We start from the raw sequence: 15,425 nt of genomic DNA on the forward strand, positions 1-15,425 counted from the left end.
AATTTGTAAAATTATACAAACATAAATAAAGGCCGGAAGAATCTTATACAAAACTTCCAGCCCTTAAATAAAATATTTATTTTATTAACCGCAAAATAATTTAGTTATATATGTTCTAATAAATTTAAGTTCCTAATTGCAAAAAAATTGCTAAATAAATTAACTTAAATATTCATCAATTGCTGCTGCTGCTTTTTTACCAGCTCCCATAGCTAAAATAACAGTTGCAGCTCCTGTAACTGCATCTCCACCAGCGTAAACACCTTCTTTTGTAGTTAATCCATCTTCATTTGCAACTAAACATGCTCTCTTATTTATTTCTAAGCCCTTAGTTGTTGATGAAATTAATGGATTTGGTGATGTTCCAAGAGACATGATTACTGTATCTACATCTAAAACAAATTCAGAATTCGCTACTTCAACTGGTTTTCTTCTACCTGATGCATCTGGTTCACCAAGTTCCATTTTTATGCACTTCATTCCTTTAACCCATCCATTTTCATCTGTTAAAATTTCTGTTGGATTTGTTAAAACATCAAAGATTACGCCTTCTTCTTTTGCATGATGTACTTCTTCTGCTCTTGCTGGAAGTTCTGATTCACCTCTTCTATAAACTATGTGAGCTTCTGCTCCTAATCTTAAAGCAGTTCTTGCTGCATCCATAGCAACATTTCCACCACCAACTATAGCAACCTTCTTACCTGCTCTAACTGGAGTTTCATATTCATCTTTAAATGCTTTCATTAAGTTAACTCTTGTTAAAAATTCATTAGCAGAAAATACTCCATTTGCATTTTCTCCTGGTATTCCCATGAATCTTGGAAGTCCAGCTCCAGATCCAATAAATACTGCTTCAAATTTTTCATCTTCTATTAATTCATCTATAGTTATTGTTCTACCTATGATTACATTAGTTTCAATCTTTACTCCTAATTTTTTTATATTTTCAATTTCAGCCTTAACAACATCTTCTTTAGGTAATCTAAATTCAGGAATTCCATAAACTAAAACTCCACCTGCTTCATGTAAAGCTTCAAATATAGTTACTTCATAACCTTTTTTAGCTAAATCCCCTGCACAAGTAAGCCCTGCTGGGCCACTTCCTATTACAGCAACCTTTTTACCTTTAGATGGTTCTCTTTCAGATAAATCCACATTATTTTTTCTTGCCCAGTCAGCAGTAAATTTTTCTAATTTACCTATTGCTACAGCTTCTCCTTTAATCCCAAGTACACAGTTACCTTCACATTGACTTTCTTGTGGACATACTCTACCACAAACAGCTGGTAATGAGCTATACTTTGCTATTTCCTTAGCTGCGCCTTCAAAATCTCCATCTTTTGCTTTTGAAATAAATCCTGGAATATCAATTGATACTGGACATCCTTCAACACATTTTGGATTTTTACAATTTAAACATCTACTTGCTTCTTTTACAGCTTTTTCATCATCATATCCTAAGCAAACTTCTTCAAAGTTTTTTGCTCTCACTTCTGGTGCCTGTTCTGTAACAGGTGTTCTTTTCATTCTATCTGCCATATTCATTATTATTTGTCCTCCTTGCATCCACAACCACCATGGTTATGATTATCTCCTTCTTCAATTTGTAATATTGCTCTTCCTTCTTCTGTCTTATACATAGCTTGTCTTCTCATTGACTCATCATAATTTACTAAATGTCCATCAAATTCTGGTCCATCAACGCAAGCAAATTTAACTTCTCCTCCAACTGTAACTCTACAAGCTCCACACATACCAGTACCATCAACCATTATAGGGTTTAAACTTACTGTAGTAGGAATTTCTAGTTCTTTAGTTAACATAGAAGTAAATTTCATCATTATCATTGGTCCAATTATAATTGCATGATCATATTTCTTACCTTGATTATTAACTAATTCTTTAAGCATATCTGAACCAGTTCCTTTAGCTCCATATGAACCATCATCAGTAGTTACATAAAGATTGCCAGAAGTTGCCTTTAATTCTTCTTCATATATTAATAAATCTTTGTTTCTGCTTCCTAAAATAACATCTACTTCAATTCCATTTTCATGCATCCATTTTACTTGAGGGTAAACTGGAGCTGCACCAACTCCACCTGCAATAAATATAAATTTCTTTTTCTTTAATTCTTCTAAGTCTTCGTGAATGAACTCACTAGGAACTCCAAGTGGTCCAACAAAATCAGAAACTGAATCTCCTTCATTAAAAGCAGCTAATTGCTTAGTTCCTTTTCCTATAGCTGCAAAAACTATAGTTACTGTTCCTTTTTCTGCATCATAATCTGCTATTGTTAAAGGTATTCTTTCACCTTTTTCATCATTCTTAATAATTATAAATTGACCTGGCTTTGCAGATTTAGCAACTCTAGGTGCTTCTATTTCCATTAAGAATATGCTTTCTGTAAGCGCTTTTTTACTTGCTATTTTGTACACTTTTTGTACCCCCTGTATTTATGTATTTATTTAAAAAAGCCATAGGCTTTTTATCCTCAACTGTAAACTGTTAATTGTAAACTGTTAACTGTTTTCTCATGTTATTCCTATTTCTCATTCCAATAACAAGAGCCCTCTGAGGTTGAGAGCCCTTATTGGTTAATATATATTATGTGAGATTATGTGGTTTCAATTTTATAATATTTAGCTTGTGAGAAAATTAATTTATTATAGATTTACTTTAGTTCCATAATATGTGCATTCAAATAATTTTTCCATTGTAGCATCATCTATTTCCCTAGGATTTGATCCTGTACATGCATCTAATACTGCATTATGAGCAATAAACTCTAAGTTAGCTTTAAAATCAGCTTCTTCAACTCCATATTCCTTCATTGAATGAGGAATACTTAATTTGTCATTTAATCCATCGATTAATTTAATTAACGAATCAGTTAATTCAGCATCTGTATTGCCTTCTAATTTAAGTGTTCTAGCTATATCTGCATATCTATCTTCACATTTTGATCTGTTATATTGAATAACATATGGTAAGAAGATCGCATTTGCACATCCATGAGGTATGTGGAATACAGCTCCAACTTTATGAGCCATTGAGTGAACTATTCCAAGTAATGCATTTGAGAATGCCATTCCTGCTAAACATTGAGCTTCATGCATTAAGTTTCTAGCTTCTTCATCACCTGCATAAGATTTAACTAAATTTTCATTAACCATTTCTATTGCTTTTATAGCTAATGGATCTGAGAAGTTTGATCTAAGTGATGCAGTATATGCTTCTATAGCATGTGTTAATGCATCCATTCCAGTATGTGCTGTTAATGTAGCTGGCATAGTTTGAGCTAAAGCTGGATCAACTATTGCAATATCTGGAGTGATGTTAAAGTCAGCTAAAGGATATTTAATCTTTTCAGTATAATTTGTTATTACTGAAAACGCTGTAACTTCTGTAGCTGTACCACTTGTTGATGGAATAGCTACAAATTTAGCCTTTTGTCTAAGTTCAGGTAATCCAAATGGAACAACTGCTTGTTCAAATGTGAATTCTGGGTATTCATAGAAAATCCACATAGCTTTAGCTGCATCTATTGGAGATCCTCCACCTATAGCAACTATCCAGTCAGGCTCGAATTTTCTCATTGCTTCTGCGCCCTTCATAACAGTTTCCACTGATGGGTCTGGTTCCACTCCTTCAAATAATTCAACTTCCATTCCTGCTTCTTTTAAGTAGTTTTCAACTTGATCAAGAAAACCAAATCTCTTCATTGATCCACCACCAACAACTACAAAAGCTTTCTTTCCTTTTAAAGTTTTAAGCGCTTCTAATGATCCTTTTCCATGATATAAATCTCTTGGTAAAGTAAAACGTGCCATAAATTAAGTCCTCCTAATGTTTTCCTCATAATTTATATTTTGCATTTACAATGTCATAAATATAACAAAGCAAGAAGTGTGCCAACTTGTTATTATTTTATCAATTACTTTAAATAAGCCATTTATAAAAAGAATAATATTCCAATTGACAAAAAGTGTCCTAAAATAAGACATTTTCATCATTTTTATATGTCTCATTTTAGGACAGTGTCTTATTTTATTACACTTCTATTCCATATTTTTTAATTTTTAAATATAATGTGTTTCTACTTATGCCTAAAGCCTTAGCAATTTTCGTCATATTTTTATCATAGGATTTTATTGCTTCTTTTATTGTTTTGCTTTCTAAACCTTCTAAATCAAAGCTTTTCTTATCCTCATCATATTTTTCATATAAATTAATTAAAACATTTTCTTTTGTTAATATTAAATTTGTCTTTTCATCGCCATCTTCAAGTAAATCAAATGAAAAATTACCATCTAAATTCACTATATTTTCAATATAATTTTCCAGTTGTCTAATGTTTCCAGGCCAGCTATAAGATACTAAATTCTCATATAGCTCTTTTTTTATTTGTGGCATTTGTTTGTTAAGCTTAAAGGATTTTATTCTTAAAAAATATTCAATAAGCTTTTCCACATCCCCTTTTCTTTCTCTTAAAGGGGGTAACTTTATAGGAATTACACATAATCTATAATATAAATCCTCTCTAAAAGTTCCTTTTTTAACTTCCTTCTTTAAGTTTTTATTTGTAGCTGCTATAACCCTTACATCTATAGGGATTTCTGTACTTCCTCCAAGTCTTGTTACTCTTCCCTCCTGAAGTACACGCAGTAAATTAACCTGCATATCTAAAGGCATTTCTCCTATTTCATCTAAAAACAAAGTCCCACCATTAGCTACTTCAAACTTACCTGGTTTTCCTCCTTTTTTACCACCAGTAAAAGTACCATCTTCATAACCAAACAATTCACTTTCAATTATATTTTCAGGTATTGCTCCACAATTTATTGCAACAAACTTATTGTTTCTTCTTAAGCTGTAATTATGCATAGCTTGGGCTAAAACTTCTTTCCCCGTTCCGCTTTCTCCTTCAATTAAAACTGTTGAAGGACTGTTTGAAATAATTTTACTATTTGTTATTACATTAATAATTGCAGCACTTTCTCCAATAATATCATTAAAGGTTAAAAAGGCCCCTGTTCCATTATTAATATCCGTTTCTTCCTTTTCATTGCTCATGGTCACAACCATTCCAATTATTTTTTCCTTATGCTCAATACCCTTAAAGGATAATTTAGTTTTGTATCTGCTTGTATGTTTAAATTTCACTTCCTTAATAACTGTTTTTTTCTCTGTATCTAACTCTTCAAATATATTCCCTAAATCAGGCAAAATATAATGAACTTCTTCCTTTAATAAAGCTTCTTTATCTCTATTAAATATTTCTGCTCCTAATTTATTTATATTAGTTATTTTCCCATCCTTATCTAAAATCATAATTCCCTTATCTAAATTATCTATAACACTTTCCATATAATTATAAGTTTGAGTTAATATATTGCTTATTTTTCTATTATCCATCTCATTTTCAATTGCTTTAACACCAAAAACTACTAAACCTAAAGTATGAGGATGCTTCATTATGCTTCTACCAGTTAAATTTAAAGTTCCTATTATTTCATTATTCGTATTATGTATAGGTGCCGCTGAACAAGTTAGTCCCTGAAGTCCAGCTATATAATGTTCTTTAGCAGTAATTTGAACGCATTTATCTTCTTTAATTGCAGTTCCCATAGCATTAGTACCTATATTTTGTTCATCCATATAAGCTCCAACTGTAAGATTGTCACAATCAAGCTTAATACTATTTTCTTCTGCACCTTTTATATATAAAATACACCCATTATTATCTGTCAATACAATGATAAATTCATTATCGCTAACAGCTGAAAAAACCATATCAATATATAATTTTGATATTTCAATCAATTCTTTATTATCATTTAATATTTTTTCTAATTCTTCTCCATAAAGAATTTTTTTAGAACAGTTTGATTTTTTCTCTACACCATAACTTTCACTTCTTTTATGAGAATTTTCAATTAAAATTTGTTTGCTATCCACAAGGCATCTCCATCCTTTTTAGTAAAGTTTATCTTTGAATAAATTATTATACATCATAAGTTCCATATACTAAAAGAAAGCCATATTAAAATACGACTTTCTTTTAGTATATATTGATTTTTTTATAAATGCTATATTAATTTTTTCTTTGATGAAGGGTAAATTACTTATGCAGCTGCTTCTGCTTCTTTTCTAACTTCACACATAATATCAGCTTTAGCTAGTACATTATAAACTCTGTCCAAATATCTTTTATGTATTGGACGGTTTTTGTTTGAATATATTACAATTCTTGTATCTTTACTGGTATGATTAATTATTCCTTCATCTTCAAATTTTGATGTAATATACATTGTTCCTTCTGCTACTTTACCTTTCCCTAAATAAGAATATAATTCTGTTCCACCATGTTCATCATTAATAATAGGAATAATTAAGGTATGATTATCTACCATAGGTGAAATAACTTTAGCTGCTTCCTTTAAAGAATGTCCTTTAACGCATACAAAAACAATATCCATAAGTTCAATCTTCTTTTTAGGAACTTCCGTTACAATAGTTGGAAATGCTACAAAGTTACCAACTGTTTCGCTTTTTAAAGAAATCCCATTATTTTTTATTGTGTCTATTCTTTCACCGTTTCCTATAACATAAACATTTTCGCTGCTTTTACAAAGCATAGCACTAATATATCCACCAACTGCACCAATTCCAACTATTCCAATTTTCATAATATTTTCTTCCTTTCCTAGTGTATTCGTCCTTACTATATTTTTATTTTACTCTTTCTTGTTGTATAATAAAAATATATATTAGTTATGAATACTATAAACAGGAGTTATACTATGAATATTGATTTAAATCTTTATAAAGCTTTTTTCACTGTTGCAAGCTGCAAAAATATATCGCGTGCTGCTGAAATACTATTTGTTTCTCAGCCTGCTGTAAGTAAATCTATAAAAACCTTGGAAAATTCACTTAATGTTACATTATTTTCACGAAGTTCTAAAGGAGTGACCTTAACTCCAGAAGGAGAAATTTTATTTACTCATATAAAAAATGCCTTTAATGAATTTAGTTTAGGTGAGAATATATTAGAAAAATTAAAAAATAAAGAAATCGGAAATATAAATTTGGGAGTCAGTACAACCATAGGAAAAAGTTATTTTTTGCCTAAATTCCAGGAATTCATAAAAGAATATCCCAATTTTAAAATAAAAATAATAAATAAGCCTACTTTTGATACAATAAAGCTAGTTCAAGAGGAAAAATTAGATTTAGGAATTATTGCAATAAACTCAATGGAGGAAGATCTTGAATATATTGAATTCTTCCAAATGCATGATATTTTAGTGGCAAGTCCAGATTATTTAGAAAACTTAAATATAAAATCTGTAGAAGATGTTTTCTCAAAAGGCTCCTTTATGTTTTTAGAAAAACCTAATGCTACAAGAGAATTTCTTGACAATTATTTCACAAAAAATGATTTAAATATTATTCCAGATATTGAAGCAAGTAATATGGATTTCTTAATTGAATGTGCAAAAATGGGTCTAGGTATTACTTCTGTTGTAAAAGAATTTCTTCACCAGGACTTAGAAAATAAAACTCTTGTTGAAATTCCTTTGGAAACTTCTATTCCACCTAGATATATTGGCGGCATTTATAAAAATTCTTCTAGTCTTTCTATAGCAGCAAAAACACTTATAGATTTTTTAAAGAAATAAAAATTGAGTTTTTGCCTAGGCAAAAACTCATATTATAATCTTATATTTAATTGTTAACCCTTGGAACATAACCTTTAATGATTAAAGTTGCCCATTCACTATTAGGATTTTCTATCCACTCACATTCAACATCAAGGAATTTAAGCCAAGCGTTAAGTCCATGACTTTTTTTAGATACATTAGGTGATTTTCTTCCATGTATTTCTTTTATATTTTCTAATAATTCTATTTGTTCTTCTCTACCTACTTCTTTATCTAAAAGGCCTTTTATAATTTCTATACATTCAGGATATATAGCTGCATCTCCCAAATATAATTCGTCCGCATATACTTGTCTTTCCTGATTTAATAAATCAATTATTTCATTAATTTCATCTTTATTAGATAAATAGTTTTTAGCTCTTCCTAAAGCTTCAATATCATTATCTAATTTATTTATTGTTTTTTCTAGTTTTTCAAATCTCATTTATGTGTCTCACTTTACATATTTATTTTATTACTTATTAAAGTGCATATAAATAACTCAATGCACTTTAATAAAGATTACTTTATTATAACACTAATTGTTGTTATAAATATATAAATCTACAAAATAAGCAGCAAAAAATATATCATCTTTAGTTTTATACTTAGAAATACAACTTCCTCTATTATTTTTTTGATGAACAAACATTAATAAATTCACTAAAGAGTTGCAATTGATCATCTAAAGCTTCTGGATGCCATTGTACACCCTTCATAAAAAAATCGCCTCTATATTCTATTGCTTCTGGAACACCATCTTCGCTTTTAGCTGTGATTTCTAAATTATCACCTAACTCTTTTATACACTGAACATGAAATGAATTTACTGAGATCTTCTTTTTACCAGAAATCTTTGCAAGAAATGAACCTTTTTCCAAAGAAACACTATGCTGCTTTTCTGCTATTTTTTTATCTATACCTTCATGATTAATTTCTGTATTCATTTGCATATCAATATTTTGAAATAGACTTCCTCCTTGCAAAACATTAATAAGCTGGCTTCCTCTACAAATTCCTAAAATAGGTATTTTCTTTTCCTTAGCAACTAAAAATAAGGCTTTCTCAAATTTATTACGCAAATCAGCTTCTGTACTTTGTTTTTCCAAAGGCTGCTCACCATACCATTTAGAATCTACATTGGCACCACCAGAAAAAATTATACCATCAAAAGAATTAATCAAATTAATTAAAATTTCCGTTGTAAAATGCTGCAAAACAGGAATTTCTAATGGAATTCCTCCAGCCCTTTCTACTTTATCTATATATTCATATCCAACTTGTGAATAACTCCTAAATGACCCTTTTTTTATATAGGTTGTAATACCAATGATAGGTTTCATAATAAAAATCTCCTTTTCTTAAGTTACTCAAATAAATGACATTTTAGGAAATGCCCACTACTAATTTCTTTAATAACTGGCGCTTCATTCTTGCAGCGTTCTGTAGCATATGAGCAACGATTGCAGAATTGACACCCTGTACCTTTATCTTCATAAGTTATTTCTGACTCTTCTATATTAATTCTCTGTTTTCTTAATTTGGGATGACTTACTGGTATAGATTCTATTAGCATTTTTGTATATGGATGTTTTGGATTCTCAAATAACTCTTTACCAGTTGTAAGTTCAACAATACTTCCTAAATACATAACTGCAATTTTGTCACAGAAGTATTTTACCACACCTAAATCATGTGAGATAAATAAAAAAGTCAATGAATATTTTTCTTTTAATTCATTTAGCAAATTAATAATTTGTGCTTGAATCGAAACATCTAAAGCAGCTACCGGCTCATCTGCCACCGCAAATTTAGGCTTCACAGCTAAAGCTCTTGCAATTCCAATACGTTGGCGCTGCCCACCACTAAACTCATGAGGATATCGATTTGCTGCTTCTTTCTCTAAGCCACAGATTTGTAAATATTCTTCTGCCATCTTAAGTGCATCTTTTCCGTGTGCCAATTTATGTTTTTCGATTCCTTCCGCTACAATCTGTCCAATTTTCATTTTCTTGTCTAAGCTTGCATATGGATCTTGAAAAATAATTTGCATATCTTTTCTGAGTTTTAACATTTCCTTCTTATTAATTGATTTTTTATTTTCAATATCAAATAGTGTTTTATCTTCAAATACCACACTTCCACCATCAGCATCTATTAATTTCAAAATACTCCTGGCAGTTGTGGATTTACCACATCCCGATTCACCTACCAAGGCAAAACTTTCTCCTCTATTAATAGAAAATGAAATATCATTTACTGCATTTAAAACAGCCTTTTCTTTTCCAAAAATATTTTTTTCAAGTACATATTTTTTCTTAAGATGTTCTACTTTTAAAATTGTATCACTCAAAATTCTTTGCCTCCTCATCATATAGCCAACATGCTACTTTATGATTTTGATCTACCTCAAATAAAGGCGGTTGCTCCTTTACACATTTTTCACAAAACTTTTTAGAACATCTTGTGCTAAAGCGACATCCTGAAGGCATATCTAGTAACGCTGGAACCATACCTTTAATACTTGGCAATGGTTTCCCACGTTCACACCTATGAGGTTGAGATTCTAAAAGCCCAATTGTATATGGATGCTTAGGATTATCAAATAATTCATAAACATTGGTTTGTTCTACTAATTTTCCTGCATATAACACCATTACTTCATCACATACTTCTGCAACAACTGATAAATCATGAGTAATAAATATAATTGAAGTATTAACTTTCTCATTTAACTTTTTTAATAAATACAAAATTTGAGATTGAATGGTAACATCTAAGGCTGTTGTGGGTTCATCTGCTATTAAAATTTCTGGTTCACAGCTTAAAGCCATTGCAATCATTACACGCTGACGCATCCCTCCACTTAAACTATGTGGATATGCATCATAAATTTTTTCTGGATTTGGAATATGTACAGTTTTAAGAAGTTCGATTACTTTATTCTTAAGTTCACGTCCTCCCAACTGTTTATGTATTTTTAGAGGCTCTCCGATTTGCCTTCCCACTTTAAATAGTGGATTTAATGAAGTCATTGGTTCTTGAAAAATCATTGAAATTTCATTTCCTCTAAGATTTTCAAGTTTTTCTTCTGTAAACTTGCTTAAATCCTTTCCATTAAACAGAATTTCCCCTTGTTCAATTTTACTTATTTTTTCTGGCAAAAGCTTCATAATAGATAAAGCTAATGTGCTTTTACCGCAACCTGATTCTCCAATTACCCCTAATATTTTTCCTTTTTCCAGATTAAAACTCACATCATCTATAGCAATTACTTTTCCATTATCTCCAGTAAAACTAACTGAAAGATTATTAACAGATAAATTTTGAGTTTTCATGTATTGCACCTCCTAAATTTTCATTTTTGGATCAAGTGCATCTCGCAACCCATCACCAACAAAATTTATTGATAAGACTGATAAAAAAACTAATAATCCTGCTGGAATCCATAACCACCATTCATTTTGTAATACACGCATACTTTGAGCTGCTGATAATATATTTCCCCAACTTGGTTCTGGTTGTTTTACTCCAAGCCCTAAGAAACTTAATCCGGCTTCCATTAATATTCCTTGAGCAACGCTTAATGTAGCATTTACAATAACTGGTGATAATATATTAGGCAGCAAATGATTAAAAATTATTTTAAAATTGCTAAATCCCATAGCACGTGCAGCTTCAATAAACTCACTATGCTTAAGTGATAAAATCTCAGCACGTACAATTCTAGCCACTCCCGTCCATTGTAGCAAGCCAATAATCAAAATTACATTCCATGCACTAGGTCCAATGAGTGCAGCAATTGTAATTGCAATTACAAAAAAGGGAAAACACATAACAGTGTCTACAATACGCATAATAACATTATCTATCCATTTTCCATAAAATCCACTAATTGATCCAAGAGTAACACCAATAAGTAATTGTAATATAGTTGCAGTAAGAGCAACACCTAGTGAAACACGCCCCCCATATAGCAGCCTTGTAAAAACATCTCTACCAAGTTCATCAGTTCCAAGTAAATGCTTTAAACTAGGGCGACTTTCTATACTCATTAAATCGATAGTATCTCTTAAATAATTTGTTAAGATAGGTGCTAAAACTGCTGCCAAAACAAATAAAGTCAAAAGAATAAAACCAATCATAGCCAGCTTATTTTTTAGAAATCTATGTAAAATCGAATGTTTCAACTATGTCTCCCCCTCTATTCATATTCAACACGCTTATCTACAACAGAATAAAGAATATCTGCTAGTAAATTAGTAAGTAAACTTATTACAGCAACCATCATTACTATTCCCATAATAAGTGGATAATCACGACTCATAACTGCATTATAATTTAATCTTCCAATCCCTGGCCAAACAAAAATTGTTTCTGTTAATAATGCACCTGATAATAGTGACGGTATCTGCATAGTTACTACTGTAATTAATGGCAGTAATTCATTCTTTAAAGCATGTTGGTAAATAATATTTCTTTTTCTTACTCCTTTTGAATGTGCTGTTCGTATATAGTCAGTTTTTAATATTTCAATCATATCAGAACGAGTATAACGCATTAAACTAGCTGTATTCATTAGAGCAAGAACTACCATTGGTAATACCATATGCTTAGCAATGTCAAATGCATACGCCCATCCACTTAAATTAACACCAGTACTTATCATTCCTGAAATCGGAAACCATCCAAGATCTACTGAAAATACTTTAATCAAAAGCATTCCAAAGAAAAATGAAGGAATTGACAATCCCATGAAAGCAAAAACTGTAACAATATAGTCAGTTCTTGTACGTTGTTTTGTGGCACTTATTACGCCGCAAGGAATTGCTATTAAAATACTAATTATCATGGAGCATAATGATAAAATCACTGTATTTCCTAATCGACTTGAAATTACACTTAATACTGGCTGTTTAAATTGAATAGAATATCCAAGATCTCCTTGTATAGCACGTAATAGCCATTTAAAGTATTGAACAATAATTGGATCATTATATCCTAGTTTTTCTAACATTTTTTCTTGCATTTCTTTTGAAAGATTAGGATCCATCATAGATGAAAAAGGATCTCCTGGTTGTAATTTAACAAGTATAAACACAATAATAGATATTCCTATCAATACCGGAATAGTTTGTATTAAACGCTTAAAAACATATTTTTTCAAGAACTCTCAGTCCTTCCTATAAAAAATTATATCGATTAAAGCCATAAGCTTTAACCGATACATATTATTCTTATTTTGAAATTGTCCAATTTTGAATATTAGGGAATACAGAATATGCTGAATATTTGTATCCTTCTAATTTTGGATTATGTGCACGAATAGCATTTTGTGAATATAAGAACACATATGGTGCTTCTTCATTTAGTATTTGCCCCCACTTTGCATAAATTTCTTTACGCTCATTACGATCGATTGTAGTTGCACCTTTTTCAATTAATTCATCACTTTGAGCATTAATAAAGTTTGAAAAATTAAATTGTGATCCATTTGCAATTTTTGAAGACCAATATCTATCAGCATCTCCTGGATCTACTTCAAGTGTAAATCCAAGTAGTCCCATATCATAATCTCCTTCTCCTTTAGTCTTTGCCATAGCAGATGCAATGTCCATTGTACTTATATTTACTTTAATACCTACATCCTTTAAATTTTGTTGAATAATAGGAGCACTTTGTTCGCGAACTTTATTTCCTGTTGGTACCATTAAATCTACTTCAAATTTCTTGCCATCTTTTTCAAGAACACCATTATTATCGCTCCATCCAGCTTCTTTTAGTAACTGTTTTGCTTTATCAGTGCTGTAATCATAACTATTAAGACCTGATTGTGGATAAGCCCATCCTGCTAATGATATTGGTGTATTTATAACCTGTCCATGATCAGTCAATAAGCTATCAACTATTCCTTTTCTGTTTATAGCATAAGTAATTGCTTGACGAACTTTTTTATCCTTAAAAAATTCACGATTACTATTCATAGTCATAAATTGATAATTTGCACTTGGCTTTTCTTCAATCTTTATACCTGCATTTTTCAATGTTTGTAAATCTTCTGCCTTGGTACTTGAAAGTTCTACAACGTCAAGATCTCCCTTAGCTAATTCAGAAAGTTCTGTTTCAGTATTTGTTACTTTGAAGATAAACTTATCAATCTTTGGTGTTCCACCAAAATAAGTATCATTTTTTGCTAATTCTACATATTGATCTGCCTTAAATTCTGTAAGTTTAAAAGGACCTGTTCCTATTGGCTTATTAAGCAAATCGCTTTGCTTGTCCCATTCAGCAATATTTACTTTACTCCAAATATGCTTTGGAATAATACCACGTTGTGAGAAATTAGATAATGCAGGCGCATATACTTTAGTATATGTAAAACTTATTGTATTTTTATCTATAACTTTAATTCCACTAATGGAACTTGACTTACCATCATGATAATCTTGTGCACCAACTATTTTAGAAATTTCATTAAATCTTGATCCTGTATACTTTGGATCAGCTATACTAGTAAATGTAAAGGCAACGTCATCTGCTGTAAAATCTTCCCCATCATGCCACTTAACATCTTTTCTTAAATTAAATGTTAATGTAAGCTTATCCTCTGAAAATTCATATTTCTCTGCAAGGCCTGGTTTGAATTCGTTATTTTCATCTAACAAAATCAATGGTGAATATACTAAGTTATTTACATTATTATCATACGTTGTATTTGATAACAAAGGACTAAATAATCCTTTTGGCGAAGATTCTACTGCATATCTAAGTACAGAACCTTCTCCTGATGCTTTGCTTGAAGAAGCATTTGTTGGTATTTCTGCAGATGTGGAACCACAACCATTTAATAATGATAATGATAATAATGTTGATATTATCCCCGCTAAAATTTTATTTTTCCTATAAATCATAAGTATTCCCCTTTTCATAAAATATATTGCTTATTGAAATAAAACTAATAATATGTTTCAACAAATAAACCACTTAAACTTATTTGATTTAATTAGTTTTAAAGTAGGTTATTTATATAAAACTTATATATTATTTTTTTAAACAAACTGAATTATTGCATTTATTAATATTTCCCCTTGTACAAGTTAATTACAATTATTATTTCATAAATTTAATTCAGAGTATTTCTATATGTTTAGTATAAGTCACAAGTAATTAAATGTCAATAATACCAACTATATATATAGAAAATATTTTCCTTAATTGGTTTTTATGATTATATGAGAAAAATAAAATAAGCACAATCTATTCAATATAAATAGATTGTGCTTTTCTTCATTTCTTATTTTGTTTTTTTACTACTGGCATAAATAATTTAAAATTACCACGCAAACATTAGTATTATTATAATTTTGATTTAATTCCATCATATATATATACTAAATATTCCACATCAACACCATTATTTATTAATTTATCAATTCTGTTCTTAGCCATTTCCATTGTTTCTTTTGCCTGCTTAAAATCCCTATCCTTAATACAGGTATTGGCGTAAGCTAATAAATAATCTATTTTTAATACATCTTCTGCTAAATCTTCCCTATCTTCATTCACTAACTTAACCAGTAAAGAATATATCTTAGGTGTTGTCGTATTTTTAGTTTCTTTTAATATGTCCGTATTTCTACTAGTTCTTTTTGCCATAAGATTCACACACCTCATTTCAAAGACGATTATATCATAAAAATAATATGTATCAAATGT

Annotated in this window: 14 protein-coding genes; 1 reads left to right on the forward strand and 13 read right to left on the reverse strand. The window is 30.2% G+C overall.

Going from position 1 to position 15,425, the window contains the following annotated elements:
• Nucleotides 1–159: 159 nt before the first annotated feature.
• The 5 genes from gltA to GXK56_RS02625 all read right to left on the reverse strand — a co-directional run bounded on the left by gltA (nt 160) and on the right by GXK56_RS02625 (nt 6,692).
• Nucleotides 160–1,545: an NADPH-dependent glutamate synthase gene (gltA, locus tag GXK56_RS02605; RefSeq protein WP_160684556.1), complete on the reverse strand. Its 1,386-nt coding sequence runs from the start codon at nt 1,543–1,545 to the stop codon at nt 160–162.
• A 2-nt stretch (nt 1,546–1,547) separates the two neighbouring features.
• Nucleotides 1,548–2,438 carry a sulfide/dihydroorotate dehydrogenase-like FAD/NAD-binding protein gene (locus GXK56_RS02610; protein WP_160684559.1) on the reverse strand — a complete coding sequence of 297 codons (891 nt, stop codon included), beginning with the start codon at nt 2,436–2,438 and terminating at the stop codon, nt 1,548–1,550.
• Nucleotides 2,439–2,666: 228 nt separating this feature from the next.
• A complete protein-coding gene (locus GXK56_RS02615; RefSeq protein WP_160684562.1) occupies nt 2,667–3,833 on the reverse strand; it encodes an iron-containing alcohol dehydrogenase in 1,167 nt (388 codons plus the stop codon).
• Nucleotides 3,834–4,053: 220 nt separating this feature from the next.
• Nucleotides 4,054–5,961 (reverse strand): sigma 54-interacting transcriptional regulator, encoded by a 1,908-nt coding sequence (locus GXK56_RS02620; protein WP_160684565.1) that lies wholly within the window; start codon nt 5,959–5,961, stop codon nt 4,054–4,056.
• 167 nt (nt 5,962–6,128) lie between these two features.
• The gene (locus GXK56_RS02625) at nt 6,129–6,692 is read right to left on the reverse strand and encodes a 2-dehydropantoate 2-reductase (protein WP_160684568.1); all 564 of its coding nucleotides are present in this window, start codon (nt 6,690–6,692) and stop codon (nt 6,129–6,131) included.
• Nucleotides 6,693–6,806: 114 nt separating this feature from the next.
• On the opposite strand from GXK56_RS02625, the gene GXK56_RS02630 reads away from it, so the two are divergent.
• The gene (locus tag GXK56_RS02630; protein WP_160684571.1) at nt 6,807–7,688 is read left to right on the forward strand and encodes a LysR family transcriptional regulator; all 882 of its coding nucleotides are present in this window, start codon (nt 6,807–6,809) and stop codon (nt 7,686–7,688) included.
• Nucleotides 7,689–7,734: 46 nt separating this feature from the next.
• On the opposite strand, the gene GXK56_RS02635 is transcribed toward GXK56_RS02630, so the two are convergent.
• From GXK56_RS02635 to GXK56_RS02670, 8 genes are all read right to left on the reverse strand, one after another.
• Nucleotides 7,735–8,154 (reverse strand): hypothetical protein, encoded by a 420-nt coding sequence (locus GXK56_RS02635; RefSeq protein WP_160684573.1) that lies wholly within the window; start codon nt 8,152–8,154, stop codon nt 7,735–7,737.
• 184 nt (nt 8,155–8,338) lie between these two features.
• Nucleotides 8,339–9,052 carry a gamma-glutamyl-gamma-aminobutyrate hydrolase family protein gene (locus tag GXK56_RS02640; RefSeq protein ID WP_160684575.1) on the reverse strand — a complete coding sequence of 238 codons (714 nt, stop codon included), beginning with the start codon at nt 9,050–9,052 and terminating at the stop codon, nt 8,339–8,341.
• Between the two features lie 23 nt (nt 9,053–9,075).
• The gene (locus GXK56_RS02645; RefSeq protein ID WP_160684577.1) at nt 9,076–10,062 is read right to left on the reverse strand and encodes an ABC transporter ATP-binding protein; all 987 of its coding nucleotides are present in this window, start codon (nt 10,060–10,062) and stop codon (nt 9,076–9,078) included.
• Nucleotides 10,055–11,047, reverse strand: coding sequence for an ABC transporter ATP-binding protein (locus GXK56_RS02650; protein ID WP_160684578.1), 993 nt, complete (start codon nt 11,045–11,047; stop codon nt 10,055–10,057). Before GXK56_RS02650 ends, GXK56_RS02645 begins: the two co-directional genes overlap by 8 nt.
• Nucleotides 11,048–11,059: 12 nt before the next feature.
• Entirely contained in the window at nt 11,060–11,899 is an 840-nt protein-coding gene (opp4C, locus tag GXK56_RS02655; protein ID WP_160684580.1) for an oligopeptide ABC transporter permease, read from the reverse strand.
• Nucleotides 11,900–11,913: 14 nt separating this feature from the next.
• Complete coding sequence (locus tag GXK56_RS02660; RefSeq protein ID WP_160684582.1) at nt 11,914–12,876, reverse strand: ABC transporter permease; 963 nt, start codon at nt 12,874–12,876, stop codon at nt 11,914–11,916.
• A gap of 70 nt (nt 12,877–12,946) precedes the next feature.
• Nucleotides 12,947–14,620 carry a peptide-binding protein gene (locus GXK56_RS02665; RefSeq protein WP_160684584.1) on the reverse strand — a complete coding sequence of 558 codons (1,674 nt, stop codon included), beginning with the start codon at nt 14,618–14,620 and terminating at the stop codon, nt 12,947–12,949.
• A 445-nt stretch (nt 14,621–15,065) separates the two neighbouring features.
• Nucleotides 15,066–15,365 (reverse strand): hypothetical protein, encoded by a 300-nt coding sequence (locus tag GXK56_RS02670; protein WP_160684586.1) that lies wholly within the window; start codon nt 15,363–15,365, stop codon nt 15,066–15,068.
• Nucleotides 15,366–15,425 lie beyond the last annotated feature (60 nt).

The organism is Clostridium sp. C2-6-12 (genome assembly GCF_009928485.1).
Lineage (GTDB): Bacteria > Bacillota > Clostridia > Clostridiales > Clostridiaceae > Clostridium.